This window comes from Shimia sp. W99 (genome assembly GCF_053851455.3).
Map to the genome: position 1 here is coordinate 1,332,785 of NZ_JBSQBU020000001.1, position 20,176 is coordinate 1,352,960.

24 protein-coding genes and 1 tRNA gene are annotated in these 20,176 nt (G+C 60.9%); 7 read left to right on the plus strand and 18 right to left on the minus strand.

Features of this window, described 5'->3' with window-relative positions:
- Positions 1–22: 22 nt before the first annotated feature.
- Entirely contained in the window at positions 23–595 is a 573-nt protein-coding gene (locus ACS3QZ_RS06515; protein ID WP_456037101.1) for a hypothetical protein, read from the plus strand.
- 5 nt (positions 596–600) lie between these two features.
- On the opposite strand, the gene ACS3QZ_RS06520 is transcribed toward ACS3QZ_RS06515, so the two are convergent.
- From ACS3QZ_RS06520 to rlmB, 3 genes are all read right to left on the minus strand, one after another.
- Positions 601–1,068: a CoA-binding protein gene (locus ACS3QZ_RS06520; protein WP_456037102.1), complete on the minus strand. Its 468-nt coding sequence runs from the start codon at positions 1,066–1,068 to the stop codon at positions 601–603.
- Positions 1,069–1,267: 199 nt separating this feature from the next.
- Positions 1,268–1,558: a hypothetical protein gene (locus tag ACS3QZ_RS06525; protein WP_456037103.1), complete on the minus strand. Its 291-nt coding sequence runs from the start codon at positions 1,556–1,558 to the stop codon at positions 1,268–1,270.
- A 98-nt stretch (positions 1,559–1,656) separates the two neighbouring features.
- Positions 1,657–2,436 carry a 23S rRNA (guanosine(2251)-2'-O)-methyltransferase RlmB gene (gene rlmB / locus ACS3QZ_RS06530; RefSeq protein ID WP_456037104.1) on the minus strand — a complete coding sequence of 260 codons (780 nt, stop codon included), beginning with the start codon at positions 2,434–2,436 and terminating at the stop codon, positions 1,657–1,659.
- A 135-nt stretch (positions 2,437–2,571) separates the two neighbouring features.
- On the opposite strand from rlmB, the gene ACS3QZ_RS06535 reads away from it, so the two are divergent.
- Positions 2,572–2,655, plus strand: a tRNA-Tyr gene (locus ACS3QZ_RS06535).
- 54 nt (positions 2,656–2,709) lie between these two features.
- On the opposite strand, the gene ACS3QZ_RS06540 is transcribed toward ACS3QZ_RS06535, so the two are convergent.
- From ACS3QZ_RS06540 to ACS3QZ_RS06555, 4 genes are read right to left on the minus strand one after another with little or no spacing between them, the layout of a single operon-like run.
- Positions 2,710–3,468: an SDR family NAD(P)-dependent oxidoreductase gene (locus tag ACS3QZ_RS06540; protein WP_456037105.1), complete on the minus strand. Its 759-nt coding sequence runs from the start codon at positions 3,466–3,468 to the stop codon at positions 2,710–2,712.
- A complete protein-coding gene (locus ACS3QZ_RS06545; protein WP_456037106.1) occupies positions 3,465–4,403 on the minus strand; it encodes an SDR family oxidoreductase in 939 nt (312 codons plus the stop codon). The genes ACS3QZ_RS06540 and ACS3QZ_RS06545 overlap by 4 nt, the downstream gene beginning before the upstream one ends.
- The gene (locus ACS3QZ_RS06550; RefSeq protein WP_456037107.1) at positions 4,400–5,302 is read right to left on the minus strand and encodes a bile acid:sodium symporter family protein; all 903 of its coding nucleotides are present in this window, start codon (positions 5,300–5,302) and stop codon (positions 4,400–4,402) included. Before ACS3QZ_RS06550 ends, ACS3QZ_RS06545 begins: the two co-directional genes overlap by 4 nt.
- Positions 5,299–6,615, minus strand: a complete 1,317-nt coding sequence (locus ACS3QZ_RS06555) for a flavin-containing monooxygenase (RefSeq protein ID WP_456037108.1) — start codon at positions 6,613–6,615, stop codon at positions 5,299–5,301. Before ACS3QZ_RS06555 ends, ACS3QZ_RS06550 begins: the two co-directional genes overlap by 4 nt.
- A gap of 144 nt (positions 6,616–6,759) precedes the next feature.
- Here ACS3QZ_RS06555 and ACS3QZ_RS06560 point away from each other — a divergent pair, with 144 nt between their 5' ends.
- Positions 6,760–7,344: a TetR/AcrR family transcriptional regulator gene (locus ACS3QZ_RS06560; RefSeq protein ID WP_456037109.1), complete on the plus strand. Its 585-nt coding sequence runs from the start codon at positions 6,760–6,762 to the stop codon at positions 7,342–7,344.
- Here the strand turns inward: ACS3QZ_RS06560 and ACS3QZ_RS06565 are convergent.
- Positions 7,341–7,787, minus strand: coding sequence for a hypothetical protein (locus tag ACS3QZ_RS06565; protein WP_456037110.1), 447 nt, complete (start codon positions 7,785–7,787; stop codon positions 7,341–7,343). The genes ACS3QZ_RS06560 and ACS3QZ_RS06565 overlap by 4 nt on opposite strands.
- Before the next feature lie 116 nt (positions 7,788–7,903).
- Between ACS3QZ_RS06565 and ACS3QZ_RS06570 the strand changes: the two genes are divergently transcribed.
- Positions 7,904–8,908: a GT-B fold glycosyltransferase domain-containing protein gene (locus ACS3QZ_RS06570; RefSeq protein WP_456037111.1), complete on the plus strand. Its 1,005-nt coding sequence runs from the start codon at positions 7,904–7,906 to the stop codon at positions 8,906–8,908.
- A gap of 98 nt (positions 8,909–9,006) precedes the next feature.
- Here ACS3QZ_RS06570 and ACS3QZ_RS06575 read toward each other — a convergent pair whose 3' ends face one another.
- The 9 genes from ACS3QZ_RS06575 to coxB all read right to left on the minus strand — a co-directional run bounded on the left by ACS3QZ_RS06575 (position 9,007) and on the right by coxB (position 16,451).
- Complete coding sequence (locus tag ACS3QZ_RS06575; protein WP_456037112.1) at positions 9,007–9,597, minus strand: GNAT family N-acetyltransferase; 591 nt, start codon at positions 9,595–9,597, stop codon at positions 9,007–9,009.
- Complete coding sequence (locus tag ACS3QZ_RS06580) at positions 9,597–10,859, minus strand: M16 family metallopeptidase (protein WP_093094834.1); 1,263 nt, start codon at positions 10,857–10,859, stop codon at positions 9,597–9,599. The genes ACS3QZ_RS06575 and ACS3QZ_RS06580 overlap by 1 nt, the downstream gene beginning before the upstream one ends.
- Entirely contained in the window at positions 10,856–12,244 is a 1,389-nt protein-coding gene (gene thrC, locus ACS3QZ_RS06585; protein WP_456037113.1) for a threonine synthase, read from the minus strand. Before thrC ends, ACS3QZ_RS06580 begins: the two co-directional genes overlap by 4 nt.
- 5 nt (positions 12,245–12,249) lie before the next feature.
- The gene (locus ACS3QZ_RS06590; RefSeq protein ID WP_456037114.1) at positions 12,250–12,927 is read right to left on the minus strand and encodes an SURF1 family protein; all 678 of its coding nucleotides are present in this window, start codon (positions 12,925–12,927) and stop codon (positions 12,250–12,252) included.
- Positions 12,928–13,027: 100 nt separating this feature from the next.
- The gene (locus ACS3QZ_RS06595) at positions 13,028–13,828 is read right to left on the minus strand and encodes a cytochrome c oxidase subunit 3 (protein ID WP_093094837.1); all 801 of its coding nucleotides are present in this window, start codon (positions 13,826–13,828) and stop codon (positions 13,028–13,030) included.
- A gap of 31 nt (positions 13,829–13,859) precedes the next feature.
- The gene (locus ACS3QZ_RS06600; protein WP_093094838.1) at positions 13,860–14,435 is read right to left on the minus strand and encodes a cytochrome c oxidase assembly protein; all 576 of its coding nucleotides are present in this window, start codon (positions 14,433–14,435) and stop codon (positions 13,860–13,862) included.
- Positions 14,435–14,596, minus strand: a complete 162-nt coding sequence (locus ACS3QZ_RS06605) for a cytochrome c oxidase system small membrane protein (protein ID WP_165610104.1) — start codon at positions 14,594–14,596, stop codon at positions 14,435–14,437. The genes ACS3QZ_RS06600 and ACS3QZ_RS06605 overlap by 1 nt, the downstream gene beginning before the upstream one ends.
- Positions 14,597–14,598: 2 nt before the next feature.
- The gene (gene cyoE / locus ACS3QZ_RS06610; protein WP_456037115.1) at positions 14,599–15,537 is read right to left on the minus strand and encodes a heme o synthase; all 939 of its coding nucleotides are present in this window, start codon (positions 15,535–15,537) and stop codon (positions 14,599–14,601) included.
- A 65-nt stretch (positions 15,538–15,602) separates the two neighbouring features.
- Positions 15,603–16,451 carry a cytochrome c oxidase subunit II gene (coxB, locus tag ACS3QZ_RS06615; protein WP_456037116.1) on the minus strand — a complete coding sequence of 283 codons (849 nt, stop codon included), beginning with the start codon at positions 16,449–16,451 and terminating at the stop codon, positions 15,603–15,605.
- A 183-nt stretch (positions 16,452–16,634) separates the two neighbouring features.
- On the opposite strand from coxB, the gene tldD reads away from it, so the two are divergent.
- The 3 genes from tldD (at position 16,635) to dprA (ending at position 19,717) form a co-directional block, all read left to right on the plus strand.
- Positions 16,635–18,056 carry a metalloprotease TldD gene (gene tldD, locus ACS3QZ_RS06620; protein WP_456037117.1) on the plus strand — a complete coding sequence of 474 codons (1,422 nt, stop codon included), beginning with the start codon at positions 16,635–16,637 and terminating at the stop codon, positions 18,054–18,056.
- Positions 18,053–18,496, plus strand: a complete 444-nt coding sequence (locus ACS3QZ_RS06625) for a hypothetical protein (RefSeq protein ID WP_456037118.1) — start codon at positions 18,053–18,055, stop codon at positions 18,494–18,496. Before tldD ends, ACS3QZ_RS06625 begins: the two co-directional genes overlap by 4 nt.
- Positions 18,497–18,568: 72 nt before the next feature.
- Positions 18,569–19,717 carry a DNA-processing protein DprA gene (dprA, locus tag ACS3QZ_RS06630; RefSeq protein WP_456037119.1) on the plus strand — a complete coding sequence of 383 codons (1,149 nt, stop codon included), beginning with the start codon at positions 18,569–18,571 and terminating at the stop codon, positions 19,715–19,717.
- On the opposite strand, the gene ACS3QZ_RS06635 is transcribed toward dprA, so the two are convergent.
- Positions 19,714–20,160: a hypothetical protein gene (locus tag ACS3QZ_RS06635; RefSeq protein WP_456037120.1), complete on the minus strand. Its 447-nt coding sequence runs from the start codon at positions 20,158–20,160 to the stop codon at positions 19,714–19,716. The genes dprA and ACS3QZ_RS06635 overlap by 4 nt on opposite strands.
- Between the last annotated feature and the right edge of the window lie 16 nt (positions 20,161–20,176).

Sequence of the window (20,176 nt, forward strand, 5' to 3'; positions counted from 1 at the left end):
GAAACAGAATGACGTTACGCGCATGATCCTTCGCCTGTTCGCCGTTGTGATGACGGCCCTGACCCTCGGCGCCTGTGGGGCGCCAGCGCCCTCGGACTGGAAACCGGATGTCGGTGGTCTGAGCCAGGAGGTGCGCCAGTTGAGCCCGGCGATTGATCCCGAAGAAGCCACACGGCTGGCCCAGATTTCCTTCAGCTATTCTCAGCAGCTTGCGCGGGAATACAATGTGACCGACCCGCCGCTGGTGCACAACGCCAAGGTCAATCGCGGCACGCGCCCACGGGGGTTGTGCTGGCATTGGGCGGATGATCTGGAAAAACGCCTGCGACAGGAGAACTTCCAGTCAGTGCAGTTCCATCGCGCCATTGCCAACACCGACAACGTGCGCGTTGAACATAGCACCGTTATTGTGTCGGCGCCGGGGGCGGCGATGGAAGATGGGATCGTGCTTGATCCGTGGCGCTATGGCGGAAAGCTGTTCTGGGCGCCTGTCGAGGAAGATACGCGGTATCGCTGGATTCCGCGCCAACAGGTGTTTGCCGAAAAGAGGCGGCGCGCGGAACGGGAAGACGCCGTCACGCGCAGCCGAAACTGAGCCGGTCAGAGTTTGGACGAAATCACGCCCGTCGCAAAACCGCCCATGCGCAGTTCACCGAAGAGCCGCTGGTATTCGATCTTGGGACAGCGGTTCATGATCACGTCCACACCGCGCGACTCGGCCATTGCGGCTGCCTCGGCATGCTCGACGCCGATCTGCATCCAGATCGTCTTGAGATGCGGCAGGTGTTCGAGCGCAGACTCCACTATCGGCGGAACAGCTTCGGACCGGCGGAAGATGTCGACCATGTCGACCGGCGCGTCGATCTCGGCAAGTCCCCCTACCACGGTTTCCCCAAACAGCTTTTCGCCTGCATGGAGCGGATTGACCGGAATCACGCGATACCCTTTGAGCCCCATGTAGCGCGCCACGTAATAGCTCGGGCGCACAGGGTTCATCGACACACCCACCACGGCCACCACTTTGGTCCGGCGCAGAACGGTTTTCAGGAAGTCATCAGTATAGCTCATGGCGCCACGCTACACGGCTTGTGGCAAAGAAAAAAGCGCCCAAGACGAACTTGGGCGCGAGGTACGGAACGAGGGACAGTGAAGTCAAACACGAACGTTCCGTGTCCGCGTTTGCCTTATAGATCTAGGTACGTTGAACACGTTTTGTAGGGTCTATAAAAAACATGTGAACAGAAGGTGAAAATCGGCGAAATTCTGCTCAATCGAAGATATCCTCAATCACATCGAAGATGTCTTCGATCCAGTCCGAACGACGGCTTCTGCGTTTCTTGGACTTGTTTTTCTTCGATTTCACCTTGCGACGCAGCACGGGCGCCGCAGCAGGCCTTGCCGGCTGGGGATCACCTGTCGGGCGCGGCATTTGCTTGAGGTCGTGCAAGGGCGCACCGCAGGAGGCACAGGCCAGTTCATGTCGTGTCTTGCCCCGCAACACCAGTGCGGCGCGGGCGCCGCAATAACAGCAGGTCGCGATTTTCGAATAGTGGGGCAAAGGCGTTTCCTCTCTGGCATGCCTTTTGCCTTATGTAAGGCGCGCGCGGCGGCTTCGGGAGCCTCCGGCGGGGGTATTTCTGGAAAAAGAAAGACTGATCAGCGCGGCAGAGAAGCGTAGAGCGCCACGGCCGCAGCATTGGACACATTGAGAGAACCGAAATTGCCGGCGAAGTCGATCTTGACCAGCTGGTCCACGGTTTCCTTGGTTTTTTGCCGCAGCCCCGGCCCTTCGGCCCCCAGAACCAGCGCGACAGCATGATCGCGCCGCCCGTCCAGCGCCTGTTCAATGGTCGTGTCGGCCTCGCCATCCAACCCCAGAACGACGTAGCCCATCCCCTGAAGCGCCACGATCGTATCTGCGAGGTTGCGTTCGCGCAGGTAGGGCTGGCGCTCCAACGCGCCGCTCGCTGTCTTGGCAAGCGCGCCAGTTTCCGGTGCCGCGTTGTGGCGTGTGCCGATCACGGCCTGGGCGCCAAACACCTCTGCGGAACGCAGGATGGCGCCCACATTGTGCGGATCGGTCACGCGGTCGAGCAGAATCAGCCGGGGCGGGTTGGTTCCGTCGCCCAGGGCGCGCTCTTCCAGTCGGCCCCAGTTCAGCGGTTTGACCTCAAGCGCGGCGCCCTGATGCACCGATTGAGGATCAATCGGCACGGAAAATTTGCGTGGGTCGACGATTTCCGGCGTCATGCCCGACGCGGCAATCGCATCGGCCAGCTTATCTGCGGCGTTTTTCGTGACCACAAGCCGTGTTTTCTCGCGCGCGGAGTTCATCAGCGCGTCCCGCACCGCATGCAGGCCAAAGAGCCAGAGCGTTTCGGCAGCAGCCTTGCGTTTGGCCTGTTCCTTTTCGACCACCCACTTTGGTTTTTTCATGGCCCGATCCCTCTCAAAACAAGCGGATCTACCAATGCTCCGAGGAAGCGGTCAGCGCAAGGGATTTTCTTGTTGACGCCCCCGGCGCATCACTTTAATCAGCCCCTCACACCGAGACCGCAAGGTCTGGAAAGTGGGCGACAGGCCGCAAGGTGTGGCAGGGGACTGTAACTCCCTCGCGGAGACGCACGCTTGGTTCGATTCCAAGGTCGCCCACCACTTTCCCCTCCTCAGAGACACAGATTCCAGTTGCGGCGACAGGCGCGCTTGCTGTCACGCATCGCGGATATTGCGTTCCATCAGGCGCTGGAAAAGACGCGGGCTCATGCGGTTGATCCACCAACTTAGCCGTGCGACCCGCCCCACCGGAATCATAGGTACGCCGCGCTCAACCCCTTTGAGAATCACGGCAGCCGCGTCTTCGGGGGTCATGTAGTCGATCCCGTCGCTTGCCGATCCGGGGCGGGCGATTCCGGTCTCGTCGGCCTGCGCATTACCGATATTGGTGGCGACAAAACTTGGCGCGGCGATCAGGGTGCGCACGCCATGGGGCGATTCCTCGGACCGCAGCGACGCAAAAAATCCTTCGAGCGCATGTTTGGACGCAGCATAGGCCGTTCGGTGATATAGCGGCGAAAACCCGGCCACAGAAGAGATCGCCAGATGTGTGCCGTACGCCGCGCGTACCGGCTTGAGAAATGCGCGCGCCATGGCGACGGCGGCAAAGACGTTGATCTCGAACACCCGGCGCAAGGTCGCGTCCTCTAGAGCCTCAAATGGGCCGATATGGGTAATGCCCGCATTGTAGATCACGAGGTCGATGGCCGGTGTGAGGTCGAGAATTTCCTGCGTCGCTGCCTGCAATTGTGCGGAGTTGGTCAGGTCGCAGGCAATCGGGACCTGTGTAGACGTTCTTTCAAGATTCGAAACGTCAAGGTCCAGTAACACACAACGCCAGCCGCGCGCCTGCAAACCCGCAGAGAGCGCACGCCCGAGCCCCCCGGCCCCGCCGGAAATCACCGCTGTTTTCATAGCCCTGCCGCCTCTTTCCAAAGCGCGAACACCTCGCGGCTCGATTTCTCAGGCACATAACCGAATTTCTGCTTCAGAGCGTCATTGGCCAGAACCGGGCGGTATTGCAGAAAGCGCACCTGTTCCGGGCCATACCGGGACAAGCCAAGTGGCTTGGCTACCGACAGGGCCCCTTTCAGAAGTGTGGCGGGCAGACGCAAAACAGGTTTGTTGAGCTCCCGGGCCAGATCATCCACCGCCATCGCGCCGTCCCCGGCGACGTTGAAGATCCCCGCAGGTCCATCAGTGGCTGCGCGATCGAGAATGCGCGCAAGATCGCGGGTCCAGATGAAGACAAAGGGGCTGTCGCTGCCTTGCAGTGCCAGAAGCCGGGGCTTGTGAAACAACGCCGTAATCTGGTTTTCCGTTCCGGGGCCCAATACGGTCCCGACCCTTAGGACAACCTGTTCCAGAGCAGGGAACGACTGGCGCGCTTCGGCCAGCATCTCTTCGACCAGCCGCTTGTGATGACTGTAGGGGAATTCTGCATTGCCGCGCACCGGGTCGTCCTCGTGCAAGGGCACCGGGTTGTCCGCGTGGTAGCCATAGGCCGCGCCGGACGAGGTCACGACGATGCGCCGCGTTCCAGCGGCAATCGCCGCCTCGAGCACCTTGCGCGTGCCGTCAACGTCGACGGCGTATTCAAGATCGCGCGTCGAGCCCTTGGGCGGTGTCACGATACTTGCCAGGTGTACGATGACCTCGGGGCATTCGGTTGTGATGACGCGGCCCGGATCGTCGCTTGTTACGTCCATCGGCGAAAAGCGCACGGCACCGTCCAGCCGATCCGGCGCGCGCAAGTCGGTGGCGATCACTTCATGCCCCTTGCCGCATAGCTCGTCCAGAAGGGCCCGCCCAACCATGCCCGCCGCGCCGGTGATCAGGATACGCGTCATCGTGCAGCCTCCGTCCGGGCCATGAGCGCAGCCAGCCCGATACCGGACAGGACATGCCAGATGCCCCAGAACGCCGCCACGACGGCCATGCCCCCAAGCCCGTGGAAGAAGGCAAATATCAGGACCAGCCCGAGACCGGAGTTCTGAATGCCCGTCTCGATGGTGATCGAGCGGCGATCAAACTGCGACAGTCCGGCGATGCGCGCCACGACGTTACCCGCGCCCAGAGCAAGCGCGTTGTGCAAGATGACCAGCCCGGCCACCAGCCCCGCATATTGCAGGAAGTAGGCCCAGTTCGCCGCGATCGCGATGATGACGAAAGCCACGAAAATCCCCATCGACAGCCATTGCAGCGGTGTGCGCATCTTTTGTGTCAGGTCGGGGCGCTTCACGTTCAAGGTAACGCCAAGGATCAGCGGCAGAACAAGCATCAGCCCCACGGTAATCGCCACGGCCACCGGGTCGATATAGGTCTGGCGCAGGATCTCGCGCGTTGGAGCATATAGACTGCCCCAGAAGGCGATATTGAAAGGTGTCAGCAGGATCGCGGAAACCGTGGCGAAGGCGGTGAGGCTGACCGAAAGCGCCGCGTTGCCCCCTGCCCTGTGGGTGATGAAATTCGAGATATTCCCACCCGGACAGGCCGCGACAAGGATTAGCCCGAGCGCGATTGATGGCTGCGGTTGCAGCGCCAGCACCAACAGGAAGGTGAGCGCCGGAAGCACGACGAACTGGGACACCAGCCCCGTGATCACCGGTTTCGGGGCCTTGAGCAGCCGCTTGAAATCCGCCGGTGTCAGGTCGATAGCGATCGAGAACATCACCACCGCCAGAATGGCATTCAACACGTTCAGCGATCCGGGGCTGAAGTTCAGGACAACGTCATCTACCGGGGTCATGCGTGGGCTCCTTTCGACAGACGGTCGATCCAATTGGTCACGGCCCTGCGATAGGTGGCCTTGTCGACATAGTAGGCCATGCGCGGCAGTTTCAGGTAATCCATTCCGCCGGTGGCCCTTTCGAACTGCTTCGCTTTCTCGGATTGGAGCGTACGCGCCGCCTCTGATCCGGCCCGCAGCCCGGCGATATAGCGCGCCACCATCTCGGCCTGTTCATGCCGCCCCTGCCAGCCCAGCCCGGTGGCCTCGATCATGCCCAGAACAAACAGGTCATCGCGTTCGGGGTGCATTGCGTTCAGATAAAGGTGCGGCGCATCCCCCTGCCAGTTCAACTCGGCCTGGTCGATGAACGGGTAATGCAGCTTGTAGCCCGTCGCTGCGAGGATCATGTCATAGGCAACCCGCGTGCCATCCTTGAAAAGCACGGTGTCGCCTTCGAAACGGTCGATATCGGGACGGATTGTCAGGTCGCCATGGCCCGCATGATAAAGCACCAGCGAATTCACGACAGGATGGCTTTCATAAAGCTTGTAGTCAGGCTTGGGAAATCCGTATTTCTCGGGCGTGCCGACAAACCACTTCAGGATCAGCCCGTCCACCTTGCGCTTCAGCCACATCGGCAACTTGATCGCGCCGCCCATCGTATCCGCCGGTTTTCCGAACACGTATTTCGGCACAAAGTAGTATCCCCGCCGCATGGACAGATCGCACCGCGCGCCGTGGTGGATCGCATCCACGGCGATGTCACAGCCCGAATTGCCCGCCCCCACCACAAGCACACGCTTGCCCGCGAACTGTTCTGGGTGGCGGTATTGGCAGGCATGGATCAATTCGCCCTCGAACGCGCCCTGAAAGGTGGGCATGTTGGGTTCGGACAAGGTACCGTTGGCAATCATGACACCGGCAAACACGGCCTCGTGCGCGCCGTCAGAATCGCGCCAACGTACGCGCCAGCCTTCGCCATCCCGGCCCAGGGGCGAGGTTTCCAGCACCTCGGCCCCGAAACGGTAGTGTTTGCGCAAATCAAAGTGATCGGCAAATGCACGGAAATAGGCGGCCATTTCACGATGCGACGGGTATTCGGCCACCGTTTCCGCCATCGGGAAATCCGCAAATTCGGTCATTGTCTTGGACGAAATCAGATGCGCGCTTTCATACATCGTCGACCGCGGCGCCTCGATGTCCCACAAGCCCCCCACATCAGAATGCAGCTCGAACCCTTGAAAGGCGATGCCTTGTTCGACCAAGACCTTGGCCGCTGCCAACCCCATCGGCCCCGCCCCGATCAGGGCGAATTGTTCACGTGTGTTCACCGGGCTTTCTCCTCACTCCCTTCATTTTAAATTGAACAACTGTTAAAAATAAGGCAAGCTGTTTTTATGCCAAGTGGAATTCCAAAGGAAAAACAACGACAAAGAGCGCCGTCCAAACGCTCCTTGGAGACCCGCGCGCGTATCATGGATGCCGCCGAACAGGTCTTTGCCGCCCACGGATTCGATGGTGCTTCATTGCGTGACATCGCCTCGGAAGCCGGGGTTCAGGTGGCGTTGGTCAATCATCATGGTGGCACTAAGGAAGAGCTCTTCTGGCGCGTCGTGGCACGGCGCGCCGAGGAGCTGTCTACCGCACGGCTCGAAGCGCTTGCGGCCCGCAAGGCACGTGGCCCGCTCACGGTGAACGCGCTTCTAGAATGTTTCTTTGGCCCATACCTGGAAAAGGCGGAAGTAGGTGGGGCGCATTGGTTTGCCTATGCGCGGCTCGTTGCCATCGTGTCGGCGGATCCGCGTTGGCGCGCATTGACGGCGCATTGCTTCGACCCGACCGCCAATCGCTTTGTCAGCGAAATCTGCGCGCTCTACCCGCAAGCCCCGCGCCAGACGATCTCTGCCGGGTTCGTTTACTCGGTGTCCGCGATGCTGGCGCTGTTGACTTCGCGCTGGCGGATCGGAGCCTTGGGTCAGGATTCGAGCGAGATCAGCGAGCACTTGGACGAGCTCGTCACATATTGCGCCGCCGGAATAGACGCCGCTGCACGTCGTTAGTTCATCAGAACTGCTGCCCGCTCGAAGGTCACGCTTTCGGAGCCAAGGTCGTCATAGAGCAGGTCCACGCGCACCGACTGAACCGCGCCCGCACCAAAAGACAGGTAAATCTCTGCATCCTGGGGTATGGCATTTGGTTGAGCGATGTCAGGCGGGCAATCCGGCAACGGGAATTCCCGCACCGGGCCGCCATTGATCGAATAATGCACCTCGTAAAGCCCACAGCGCCACGAAATCAGATGGGTGAAATACACCAGGTCCTGCCCGCCATATTCACGCACCGCGATCCAGTTCCCTTTGGTCGCCTGAAGAATGGGACGTACTTCCGTGGCCGTCATGAACTTGCCTGTAGGGGTTTGATCCTCGGCCTCGCGCGCGTCCTGCGCAAACGCAATACATGCCCCCAAAACACCCGCAAGCAACGTGATACCAATGGTTTTCATTGCAATTCCTCCCGTGAAAAACCGATTGCCCCCATAAACCGCGGTGTTTCCCGCCTTTTACCGCGCCCGGTGGCAATCTATAGTCCTCGCAGCTATCGTGCAGGGCAGCAGAAAAAATGGCAAGAAAAGCATCGAAACCTCCCCGTTTCAACGTGGTGATTGTCGGCCAATCCGGCCGCCTGCAATACGAGGCCGTTCTCTTTGCCGCCTCGCTGCGCGCCATGTCGCCGCAGTTTTCCGGCAAGCTTTTCGTGGCCGAACCCCAGCCGGGCCCCAGATGGGAAAAAGACCCGCGCATCTCCAGCCCCGACGTGCGCGCGCTTCTGGAAACATTCGATGTCACCTTCCTGCCGTTTGAAAACCGCCTCTTCGGCCAGTCCTATCCCGAAGGCAACAAGATCGAATTGCTGACCGCCTTGCCTAGGGGTGAACCTTTCGTGTTCTTTGATACCGACACCCTGATCACCGGCGACCTGACGACGGTGCCATTTGATTTCGACCGCCCCTCCGCCTCGTTGCGCGTCGAGGGGACCTGGCCCCAGATCGAGCTTTATGGCCCCGGTTACACAGAAATCTGGCAATCTCTATATGACAGGTTCGGGTTGGACATGACGCCGACTTTGGACCTGTCCCAGCCGGATGAGTACTGGCGCCGCTACATGTATTTCAACGCGGGCTTCTTCTATTTCCGCTGCCCGCATGAATTCGGCACCCGGTTTGCAGATTTTGCACAGAGTATCCGCACCGATCCCCCGCCCGAGCTGGTCTGCCAAAGCATGACGCCCTGGCTGGACCAGATTGCGCTGCCACTGGTCATTCACTCCTTTGGTGGTGGTCGTGACAGCCTGCCCAAGGGCTATCTCGATGGCGAAATCAGCTGCCATTACCGGGTGCTCCCCCTGCTTTATGCACGGGAAGGTGACCACGTGGTCGAGGTCCTCGAACATGTCTCCGCCCCGAACAGGATCAAGAAGGTTCTGAAACAATACGACCCGTTCAAACGCATGATCTACCAGGGCCGGGGACACAAGGTCCGCGCCCTGTTCGATCGCGATTTCCTGCCGCGCCGGGAACAGGCGATCCGCAACACCATCCGCAAAAACGGGTTCTGGATGCGCTAGACCGCGCCTCGCATCTTTCTTTTTCCAGAAATACCCCGGGGGTGAATTGAGCCTTCAGGCTCAAGAGGGGGCCCCGCCCCCCTTCCCCGCAACAAGCCTCAGGCCTGTCCAATCATGGTGCGCCCGCGCCGGTCATTGCGCAAAGCGGCATAAAGCACATGCGTGCGCCAGCGCCCGTTGATCTGCAGATAACTCTGCGCGACGCCCTCGTATTTGAACCCGGATTTCTCCAATACCCCGCGTGATGCGATGTTCTCGGGCAGACAGGCCGCCTCGATCCGGCTCAGGTCCATACGCTGGAACGCGTGATGCACCACCGCTTCGATCGCCTCGCGCATGTAACCGCGGCGCGCGAATTCCTCTCCGATCCAATAGCCAAGGGTCCCGGCCTGTGCCGGGCCACGCCGGATATTGTCCAATGTGATCGCGCCAAGCAGGGTCTCATCGCGCCGCCGCACCAGAAACAGGGGCAGTGCGCTGTCATTGCTGATCGAACGCTGCGCCCAGTAGACCCGGTTCGTAAAACTCTTGCGGCTCAGGTGCGTGGACGACCAGACCGGTTCCCACGGCACAAGGAAACCTGCGCTGGCGCTGCGCAGCTCGGCCCAGTCGCGGAAATCCGAATGCATCGGCGGACGCAGGACCAACCGTTCGGAATCGATCCGCACCTTGCGCCGGTTCAGGAGCATCAGGCAGCGCGCCTCTGCTGCAACGCGTCCAGATCGGGCGCACCGGAGACGGGGCCATAAAGCGCCATGGCCGGACGCGCGGCGACCGCCATGTGTTCGGCGATGCGACGCACATCTTCGTCCGTGACAGCGTCAATCCGCTCCACGGTTTCGCTCAACGCCGGGATGCGATCCCAGATTGCCAGCATCCGCGCCAGCCGTTCGGCACGGCTGGACGGGCTTTCCAGCCCCATCAACAAGCCCGCCTTCATCTGGGTTCGCGCGCGCGCGATTTCCACCGGGCTCATGTCTTCGGCCGCACGCTTGAGTTCATCAATCGTGATCTGCGCCAGTTCAGCAATCTGGCCTCCGGACGTCCCGGCGTAGATCGTGGTCATGCCGGTGTCGGCATAGGCGCCGGTCTGGGCAAATATCGAATAGCACAGGCCCCGCTTTTCACGGATTTCCTGGAACAGGCGGCTCGACATACCTCCCCCCAGCGCGGTGGTGTAGATCTGCGCGGAATAGATATCCGGGCTGCAATAATCCGGGCTTTCGAGCCCGAGCGCAAAATGCGCCTGCTCCAGCGCCTTCTCGGTGCGGTATTCGCCGCCGCCAAATCTGGCCGGTGCAATCTCAATGCGGGGGCCGCGCTCGAGATGCCCAAACATCTCCTCGGCCAGCCGTACGATTTCTTCATGGTCGATGCCGCCCGCAGCCGACAGGATCATGCGATCCGGGCGATACTGTTCTCGCACGAAGGATGACAGGTCGTCCCGTCCGAACCCTCGCACATGCGCCCCTTCCCCAAGAATGGTACGCCCCAGCGGCTGATCGGGATAGGCCCGCTCTTGCAGCCAATCAAAGATCACGTCATCCGGCGTATCGAGCGCCTGCCCGATTTCCTGAAGGATGACGCCGCGTTCAATCTCGATCTCGACCGGGTCGAAGACCGGGTTCAGAACGATGTCCCCCACCACATCCAACGCCAGCGCCACGTCATTGCGCAGCACCCGCGCATAATAGGCCGTCACTTCGCGGCTGGTATATGCGTTGATATAGCCGCCCACGTCCTCGATGGCCTCGGCGATCTCAAGCGCATTGCGCCGCTTGGTCCCCTTGAAGGCCATGTGTTCGAGGAAATGCGCAATGCCGTTCTGCTCGGGGCGTTCATGGCGCCCCCCCGCATTGACCCAAATTCCGATGGCCGCGGATTCAAGCCCGGGCATGTTCTCGGTGACGATCCGGAAACCGTTCGAGAGTGTGTGCAGTTCTACGGTCAACGCTGGGCAATCCGTTCTTTGATCAGGGCTTCGAGATGCGCAAGGTCATTGGGCACCCGTGTCACGTGCTCCTCGCGATCCATCATGTCCGCCATGTGCGGAGGCAGATCGGGGCGGCGCCCCATCGCCCGTTCCACGGCATCAGGGAATTTCGCAGGATGGGCTGTGGCCAAGGTGATCATCGGTGTCCCGGACAGGTTCTCGTTACCAACTTTTACCCCAACTGCCGAATGCGGGCAAAGAACTTCTCCACAGGCGGTAAACTCATCGCGAATGGTGGCCATGGTCTCGTCTTCCGAGGCACGGCCCGACTTGAAAGTCTCGCGCAGGATTTCCATCGCCCCCTGGCTGATCGAGAAGGACCCGTCCTTCAGTTCTTCCATCAATTGTGCCACCGCATTCCCGTCGCGCCCATAGGCATCAAACAGCGCACGCTCGAAATTCGAACTCACCTGAATATCCATCGACGGGCTGATCGAGGGCGTCACACCTTCCTTGGTGTAGGCGCCGGTTTCCATCGTGCGATGCAGGATATCGTTCTGGTTCGTAGCAATCACCAGATCCTTGATCGGCAGCCCCATCTTCTTGGCGATGTAACCTGCAAAGATGTCACCGAAATTGCCGGTCGGCACGGTAAACGACACCTCGCGGTTCGGCGCGCCGAGCGAGACGGCGGAGGTAAAGTAATATACCACCTGCGCCAGCACCCGCGCCCAGTTGATCGAGTTCACCCCGGCCAGTTTCACGCCATCGCGGAATTCGAAATCGTTGAACATGTCCTTGAGCTTGGCCTGGCAATCGTCAAAGTCGCCATCCAGCGCCAGCGCGTGCACATTGGCGTCGTCCGGCGTGGTCATCTGTTTGCGCTGAATATCAGAGACGCGGCCATGCGGGAACAGGATGAACACATCCACGTTATCCAAGCCCCGGAAGGCTTCAATCGCCGCCGAACCGGTGTCGCCCGAAGTGGCGCCAACGATGGTCACGCGCGCGTTCCGGCGCCCCAGCGAGAACTGGAACAGCTGGCCGATGAGCTGCATGGCAAAGTCTTTGAAGGCGAGCGTGGGGCCGTGGAACAGCTCAAGCAGAAAATGGTTAGGGCCCAGCTGTACCAGCGGCGCACGGGCGACATGCCGGAACCCTTCATAGGCGCGTGCGATGATGCCCTTGAATTCGTCGTCGGTGAAGGCATCGCCCACGAAGGGGCGCATCACCCGGAGCGCCGCCTCTTCGTAGCTCACCCCGGCCAGCGCGGCGATCTCGTCCGCGCTCATCGTCGGGATGGTTTCCGGCACGTAAAGGCCGCCGTCACGGGCAAGGCCGGTCAGCATGGCTTCTTCGAAACTCAGAACAGGCGCGTTTCCGCGGGTCGAAATGTATTTCACCGGTCTCAAGCCTTCTTGGTTTTGCGCAGTCGGCGCAGGTAATAAAGCGTCATGATCACCCAGACAATCGCCAGACCGTACCAGGTGACAACATATTCAAGGTGATCGTTGGGAATTCCCGCACTGTCCAGAGGCAACGGCGTCACGGGAGGGTCGTTTTCCGACGTATCGCGCAAAACGATCAGAACAGGTTCGGTTGTCAGCGCCGCCGCCATGGTATCCACATCGCGTGCGAACCAGATATTCCCCGCCAGATCGTTATCCGGCGTATAGTTATCGATCTCGTCGGGCCAGTGCAGATTGCCCACAATGGTCGCTTCGACAGGGGCGCGGGCGGCATTCTTCTGGGGTGTTTTGATCCAACCACGATCCAGAAGCAGGCGCCGCCCATCTTCGATCTCGAAGGCTGCGATCACGCGATAAACTGCCCCCACATCGCGCGTGGAGGCAAGCACGTGCAGTTCCTCATTCGTGATCGTGCCACGCGCGGTGACCGGCAAAAACCGATCCTCTTCGGGATCGGGCTGCACCGGTACGGCCACGGGATCGGAGGCGATCCGCGCGTCGATCTCGGCCAGAACCCCCGTCTTCCAGGTCAAGCGCTGCACCTGCCAAGTACCGAGGCTCACCAGCACCACGGTGCCGAGAATGCCGAAAAACAGGGGCAGAATGTAACGGGTCACACGGGCCTCATTCGGGGCAAAGAAAATCGCGGGCAGCACCGGGCCGCCCGCGACGTGTTATTCTCTGTTTGGCACCGGATTTCAACCGTTGCCGGGAGGGTTACTGGCCCCAGACGTAAATCGCCGCGAAGAGGAACAGCCAGACAACGTCAACAAAGTGCCAGTACCAGGCGGCCGCTTCGAAACCGACGTGTTTCTCGGGGGTGAAATGCCCCTTCATCAGACGCAGCAGGCAGACGAACAGGAAGATCGTCCCGATGATTACGTGCGCGCCGTGGAAGCCGGTCGCCATGAAGAAGGACGCGCCGTAGATGTTGCCGGCAAAACCAAAGGCCGCGTGGCTGTATTCATACGCCTGGAAACCGGTGAAGATCACACCCAGAGCGATGGCGATGATCAGGCCCCATTTCATGTCCTGGCGGTTGTTTTCATGCACGAGCGCATGGTGCGCCCAGGTGGCGGCCGCGCCCGAACACAGCAGGATCAGCGTGTTGATCAGCGGCAGGTGCCACGGATCGAAGGTCTCGATCCCTGCGGGCGGCCAGACGCCGTCCACCATGGGGCTATCGGGGCCCATCGGGTACATGGCGTGTTTGAAGAAGGTCCAGAACCATGCCGAGAAGAACATGACTTCGGACATGATGAACAGGATGAAGCCATAGCGCAGCCCGATCTGAACGACGGGTGTGTGATCCCCGGCATTGCTTTCCGCGATCACGTCAGCCCACCAGCCGAACATGACATAAAGAACGGCAATCAGGCCGATCAGGAACATCCACGGACCATTGTCGTGGAACCACAGGACCGCACCAAACAGCATGATGAAGCCGCCCAGCGAACCCAGGAAGGGCCACCAGGAGGGGGCCAGAATGTGATAGTCGTGATTTTTAGCGTGCGCCATTTTTTTCTTTTCCCTCGTTGGAAGGCTTGCCTTAGTTTACGTCGGTCTCCCCCGCCCGCGTCAAGGACGCGGTTTCCTCGGGAAGATCAATTTCGAAGAATGTGTAGCTCAGCGTGATCGACTTGACGAACTTGGCGTCGCGGTCGTTCACGATCTCGGGGTCCACAAAGAAGCTCACCGGCATCGTCACCCGTTCGCCGGGTTGCAACACCTGCTCTTCAAAGCAGAAACAGTCGATCTTGGTAAAGTAGCCGCCCGCATCAAACGGGGCGACATTGTAGCTGGCAGAACCGGCAATCGGGCGGTCGGTCGGGTTGTAGGCTTCGTAAAAGGCCAGCCCGGTTTCGCCGATGCGGATCTCCATTTCGCGCTGCAGCGGCTTGAACTCCCACGGCATGCCGCGTTCCTTGGAAGCGTCAAAGCGCACCTTGATGGTTTTTTCGAGGATTACGTCCGAGCCGCTATCTGCGACATTCGTTTCCCCACCAAAGCCTGTAACCCGGCAGAACCAGTCATAAAAGGGCACCGACGCCCAAGCGAGCGCCCCCATAAGCACGACCACGCCCACGGTCTGGAACAGGGTCTTGTTCTTGCCTTCCATCGCCATCAGTTGCTCACCACTGCGTTTTCAGGTTCGTAGTCACCGCGCGTAACCTTGACCACGGTCAGGCCGAACACGATCACGATGAAGCCGACAAGAACCAGCGCCACACCCAGATTGCGCCCGAACCGGCGCTTGTGCAGTTCATGATCGTCACGAAAGCTCATGCTCACCAGCCTCCCCACCCGTAGGGTGCCAGCGCCGCTTCGGCGAGGATCGCACCGAAATGCAGGAACAGGTACAGAAGCGACAGGCCAAAGAATGCCTTTTCGCGCTTGTAACCGTCACGCTCGGCCACGGTTTCGTCGCGCCGCCAGATTGCCACAGCCCCTGCCAGGAACAGCGCGTTCAGCACCAGCGAGGTCACGAGGTAGATCGGACCGCCCACTCCGGTGAAAGCCATGCCCACCGCGATGATTGAGAGAAGGATCGTGTAGACGAGAATATGGTTGCGGGTCACGCGGCGCCCGTGGGTCACGTGCAGCATCGGCACGCCCGCGTCCTTGTAGTCGGATTTCATGAACAGGCAGAGCGCCCAGAAATGCGGCGGGGTCCACATGAAGATCAGGGTGAACATCAAAACGCTCTCGATCGAGATGCCCCCGGTCACCACGGCCCAGCCGATCATCGGAGGGAACGCCCCGGCCGCGCCGCCGATCACGATGTTCTGCGGTGTCCAGCGCTTGAGCCACATGGTGTAGATCACCACGTAGAAGAAAATGGTAAAGGCCAGAAGCCCTGCGGCCACCCAGTTGGCAGCCAGCCCCAGCATCACCACGGCAAATCCCGACAGCGCCACACCGATCGCCATGGCTTCGTCCGGCGTTACCTTGCCCGAGGGGATGGGGCGGTTCTGGGTGCGTTTCATCACCCGGTCGATATCCGCATCCCACCACATATTGAGCGCGCCCGAGGCGCCGCCGCCCACTGCAATGAACAGGATCGAGCAGAACGCCACGAAGGGATGTACCCCGCCGGGTGCGGCGAGCAGACCCACCGCGGCGGTGAACACCACCAGCGACATCACGCGCGGCTTGAGCAGAGCGAAGTAATCGCCGAAGCCCGCCTCGCCAGTGTCGGCCCGTGTGTTGATGCTTGTGTCACTCATGACTGCGTCCTGTTCAATCGCTGCCGTTCGGATGGTCGAAAGCGGGGTCTCCCCCGCCATCAAGATCAGTCAGCCGCGGCCACCTTGACCGAAGGCAGGGTCGACTTGTCGCCTGCGTATTCTTCGATCGCGCCCTCGAGCCACTTGTCATAGTCGGCCTGCGAAACCACCTGAACGGTGATCGGCATGTAGGCGTGGTCCTTGCCGCAAAGTTCCGAACACTGGCCGAAGTAGATGCCTTCGCGCTCGGCGTTGAACCACAGCTGCGCGATGCGGCCCGGGACGGCGTCCTGTTTCACGCCAAAGGCAGGGATGGTCCAGGAATGGATCACGTCCGCACCGGTCACGTCCATGACGACGGTCTTGCCAACCGGCACGACAACCTTGGTGTCGGTGGCCAACAGGTACTCATCGCTGTTGTAACCGTTCTCTGCCAGTTCCTCTTTCGGCAGCAGGAAGCTGTCAAAGGCGAACTCGTGGTCGGTGTACTCGTAGCCCCAGTACCACTGATAGCCCGTCACCTTGATGTGGACCTCGCCTTCCGGGATTTCCTGCTGGTTGAACAGAACAGGCAGCGAGAAGGCACCGATGAACACCAGGATGATGATCGGGCCCAGCGTCCAGGCGATCTCGATCGGGGTGTTGTGAGTGAAGGTCGCAGCGTTCGGGTTGGCGCGACGGTTATAACGCACGATCACGATCAGAATCAGCAGGCTGACAAAGGCCACAATGGCGGTGATGATCACCAGGAGAAGGTGGTCCAACGAGTGGATCTGGCGAGCCAGTTCGGTGGCGGCCGGTTGAAAGCCGAGGCCGCCGGGCGTGGGTTTGCCAACGGTTTCAACGCTCTGTGCGAACGCCGGAACGGCGGTAAAGGCTGCCAGGAGGCCCAGGATTGTCGAGAGAATGCGCATGTTTCACCCTGATCGGTTACTGTGTTGTTCTATTACGAGTCGGCGAGTCGCACCGGAAAACCGGCACAATCCCGCTGTTGTTTCGCGCCTAGAAACCATATTCTATCCCACAGATAAAGATCGAAGCATGCGGCAAACAGGCGCTTTTTTTGATTTAGATCAAAAACCGAGGGAAAACCACACATGACTCAGAACAACTTTCGCCCTTTCGAGACCGCCCTGGACGAGGGCGCTGCGCTGCGGCACCTGCGCGCAGCGACAGACGGGGCCGAGGATGGCGAACTGTTCTTCGAGCGCCGCAGTTCGGAGGCGCTGGTGTTTGATGACGGGCGCCTCAAGACCGCCAGTTATGACGCGGGCGAAGGTTTCGGTCTCCGCGCGGTCAAAGGGGATGTGTCGGGCTATGCCCATTCCTCGGACATCTCCGAAGCCGCGATTGCGCGCGCCGTGGAAACCGCCCGGCTGGCCGTTGGCGCGGGCGGAGGCGTGCTCGCCGAGGGGCCGCAACCGACCAACCGCAAGCTCTATACGGATGCCGACCCGATCGGCGGCATCGCCTTTCCGGTCAAGATCGAGACCCTGCGCGAGATCGACGCCTTTGCCCGTGCTCTTGATCCGCGCGTTGTTCAGGTTTCGGCCACGCTCGTCGCATCGCATCAGGAAGTGGTGATCCTGCGCCCCGATGGCACGCATGTCACCGACACCCGCCCCATGACGCGCGTCAATGTCTCGGTAATCGTCGAACAGAATGGACGCCGGGAATCCGGTAGCGCTGGGGGCGGCGGGCGCATCGGCCTCGATGGGTTGCTCGACCCCGCCGACTGGCAAGCCAAGGCACAAGAGGCGCTGCGCATTGCGCTGGTCAACCTTGAAGCGGTTCCGGCCCCAGCCGGCCCGATGCAGGTTGTGCTTGGCCCAGGCTGGCCTGGGATCCTGTTGCATGAAGCCGTCGGGCACGGGCTTGAAGGCGATTTCAACCGCAAGGGCAGCTCCAAGTTCACCGGCATGGTCGGCCAACAGGTCGCCGCGCGCGGCGTGACCGTTGTGGATGACGGTACCATCCCGGACCGGCGTGGCTCGATCACCGTGGATGACGAGGGAACGCCGTCCACCAAGACGACACTGATCAAGGACGGCATCCTTGTCGGCTACATGCAGGACCGCCAGAATGCCAGGCTCATGGGCGTGGCACCGACGGGCAACGGACGGCGCGAAAGCTATGCCCACACGCCGATGCCGCGCATGACCAACACCTATATGGAGGGCGGCGACAGCGATCCTTCGGATCTGGTGGCATCGCTCAAGGACGGGATCTATGCCGTGGGCTTTGGCGGCGGGCAGGTCGACATTACCAATGGCAAGTTCGTGTTCTCCTGCACCGAGGCGTACCGCGTGGAAAACGGCAAGGTCGGCGCCCCGGTCAAGGGCGCGACCCTGATCGGGGACGGGGCGACAGCCATGACGCAAATCCGGGGCCTTGGCAATGACATGGCGCTTGATCCCGGTATGGGCAATTGCGGCAAGGCCGGTCAATGGGTGCCCGTCGGGGTTGGTCAGCCAACGGTGTTGATGGATGGGCTGACGGTGGGCGGTTCTGCAGCTTGAGCGGATGGCCGGTTTTTCGAACCGACAAAGAAGCCGCCAGAAAGGTTTTCTGGCGGCACCATGCGATTGCCTGCGCTGCTGTTCTCATAGTCCCATCGCTCCTGGGCTACATATACCTGATCCTCTTTATCTCATCCGAGACCAAGGCCACATTGAGCTGGGGCGGTGTTGACGGGCTGACGATCAGCCTGTTTGCAAGCTTTGCTGCCTTTTCCTTCTACTTCTCATGGATAGGTTTATTGATGGGCGTCCCACTTGCCATCGCGGCCCTGAAACGCGGGATCGCAGGCTGGGGAATGGCGCTGCTTGCCGGGGCGGCCGTTGGGCAGGTCGTCGCGCTGGTTCTTTCCATGCCCATCGCGCTGGCGATGGGGCCGTTTCTAGCCTTGATCTATTGGATCAGCCTGCGCTTGTCAGTGCCAGGCGCATTTGTTGGCTAAATCTGTTTACGGTTTACGCGCCATTAACCACCCACGCGCTACATCTGATTCTGCAAGCGGATGGAGCCACGGATGACTGAAGACAATTATTCTTCCACTCACCCCCAACTCCCACCCACCACGGAAGAAGTTCGTTTTTCGTGGCTCCGTCTCTTGCGCTCTCGCCGGGTTGGCATTTCCACGTTCAATCGACTGATGGAGGAGCACGTTACCGCAGATGCGGCGCTTGTCGCCCTACCCGAAATTGCCCGCGCCGCCGGTGTCGAGAATTACGAACCCTGCCCCGAAGCCGTGATCAATAACGAACTCAAAGCAGGACACGCGGCGGGGGCGCGGCTTTTGCTGCGCAGTGATCCGGACTATCCTGACGCTTTACGCGATATTGCAGATGCCCCGCCGGTCCTCTGGGCCAAGGGGCGCGCAGATCTATTGCAAAAACCGATGATTGCCATGGTCGGCGCACGCAATGCGTCGTCGCTGGGAACCCGCATGGCGCGCGCGCTTGCCCGCGATCTGGGGCAGAAGGGATTCGTCGTGGTCTCCGGCCTTGCGCGTGGCGTCGACACCGCCGCCCACATTGCCGCCCTGCCCACCGGCACCATTTCCGTTTTTGCAAGCGGGATCGACATCGTTTACCCAGCCGAAAACACGCGACTTGCTGAGGATATCGCCCGACAAGGGTTGCGGCTGTCCGAACAGCCACCCGGCCTGATGCCCCAGGCGCGCCACTTCCCGGCGCGCAACCGGATCATCTCGGGCCTGTCACGCGCCGTCGTGGTGGTCGAGGCCGCAGTCAAGTCCGGCAGCCTGATCACCGCGCGCAACGCCCTTGACCAGGGCCGAGAGGTTCTGGCCGTGCCCGGCCATCCCTTTGATGCACGGGCCTCCGGGTGCAACCTGTTGATCCGCGACGGCGCACAGCTTGTGCGGTCGGCGGAAGATGTGATCGAGGCGCTCGGACCGCTGGCAGGTTTGCAACCCGATACCCAGCCGGAACTTCCCAACTTGCCACCGCCCCCGAAACCCCGGAAGCGCAGCCTGCGGGAGATTTCGAACCTGCACATGCAAATCCTGAACCGGCTGGGCCCGGCCCCCGTAGCCGAAGATCAACTGGTCAGGGACCTGCAGGCCGAGTCCGAAGACGTGGCCCCTGCGCTTGTCGACCTCGAGCTTGATGGCAAGATCACCCGACAATCCGGCGGGCTGCTGAGCCGGGCCTAGTTGATCCCGGTGCAGAACTCGGCGATCACCGGCCGGAACGCCCGACAGGTCGGTGCCCAAGCCCACCAGACATCGGTCGCCCCCACCGACCATTGCACCGCAACCCATGTCGATCCCGATTTCTTGTAAAGCACATGGTACCAGGCCCCATCCATGTCTTCGGGATAGAGCTCTCCGCGCTGATAGGCCGGTGTGTCATAAAGGTTGATCGCACCACCGCCCGGGCGCTGCGCCCGCAACGAGGCAAAGGCGACGTCATCTGCGCGGCGCAAGTCTTCGACCACGAATTGCACCGGCGCGCCCAGCTGCCATTCTGCATGGGGGCGGATGGCGTCCATCAACGCCGCGCGCGTTGCCGTACCGCGCGCCGGTTCTTCCCACGCCCAGGCGGGAAACGTCACGGCCATGGCCAACAGGATCATCATCGCTCTCAACATCGCCATACCTCTTTCTGCATCC

What these genes read in the sequence shown, in the direction of transcription:
- ACS3QZ_RS06515 (WP_456037101.1), top strand. Translation starts at nt 23, where the DNA reads ATGATCCTTCGCCTGTTCGCCGTTGTGATGACGGCCCTGACCCTCGGC.
- ACS3QZ_RS06520 (WP_456037102.1), bottom strand. Translation starts at nt 1,068, where the DNA reads ATGAGCTATACTGATGACTTCCTGAAAACCGTTCTGCGCCGGACCAAA.
- rlmB (WP_456037104.1), bottom strand. Translation starts at nt 2,436, where the DNA reads ATGAAAAAACCAAAGTGGGTGGTCGAAAAGGAACAGGCCAAACGCAAG.
- ACS3QZ_RS06540 (WP_456037105.1), bottom strand. Translation starts at nt 3,468, where the DNA reads ATGAAAACAGCGGTGATTTCCGGCGGGGCCGGGGGGCTCGGGCGTGCG.
- ACS3QZ_RS06545 (WP_456037106.1), bottom strand. Translation starts at nt 4,403, where the DNA reads ATGACGCGTATCCTGATCACCGGCGCGGCGGGCATGGTTGGGCGGGCC.
- ACS3QZ_RS06550 (WP_456037107.1), bottom strand. Translation starts at nt 5,302, where the DNA reads ATGACCCCGGTAGATGACGTTGTCCTGAACTTCAGCCCCGGATCGCTG.
- ACS3QZ_RS06560 (WP_456037109.1), top strand. Translation starts at nt 6,760, where the DNA reads ATGGATGCCGCCGAACAGGTCTTTGCCGCCCACGGATTCGATGGTGCT.
- ACS3QZ_RS06565 (WP_456037110.1), bottom strand. Translation starts at nt 7,787, where the DNA reads ATGAAAACCATTGGTATCACGTTGCTTGCGGGTGTTTTGGGGGCATGT.
- ACS3QZ_RS06570 (WP_456037111.1), top strand. Translation starts at nt 7,904, where the DNA reads ATGGCAAGAAAAGCATCGAAACCTCCCCGTTTCAACGTGGTGATTGTC.
- ACS3QZ_RS06575 (WP_456037112.1), bottom strand. Translation starts at nt 9,597, where the DNA reads ATGCTCCTGAACCGGCGCAAGGTGCGGATCGATTCCGAACGGTTGGTC.
- ACS3QZ_RS06595 (WP_093094837.1), bottom strand. Translation starts at nt 13,828, where the DNA reads ATGGCGCACGCTAAAAATCACGACTATCACATTCTGGCCCCCTCCTGG.
- ACS3QZ_RS06600 (WP_093094838.1), bottom strand. Translation starts at nt 14,435, where the DNA reads ATGGCGATGGAAGGCAAGAACAAGACCCTGTTCCAGACCGTGGGCGTG.
- ACS3QZ_RS06605 (WP_165610104.1), bottom strand. Translation starts at nt 14,596, where the DNA reads ATGAGCTTTCGTGACGATCATGAACTGCACAAGCGCCGGTTCGGGCGC.
- cyoE (WP_456037115.1), bottom strand. Translation starts at nt 15,537, where the DNA reads ATGAGTGACACAAGCATCAACACACGGGCCGACACTGGCGAGGCGGGC.
- coxB (WP_456037116.1), bottom strand. Translation starts at nt 16,451, where the DNA reads ATGCGCATTCTCTCGACAATCCTGGGCCTCCTGGCAGCCTTTACCGCC.
- tldD (WP_456037117.1), top strand. Translation starts at nt 16,635, where the DNA reads ATGACTCAGAACAACTTTCGCCCTTTCGAGACCGCCCTGGACGAGGGC.
- dprA (WP_456037119.1), top strand. Translation starts at nt 18,569, where the DNA reads ATGACTGAAGACAATTATTCTTCCACTCACCCCCAACTCCCACCCACC.
- ACS3QZ_RS06635 (WP_456037120.1), bottom strand. Translation starts at nt 20,160, where the DNA reads ATGGCGATGTTGAGAGCGATGATGATCCTGTTGGCCATGGCCGTGACG.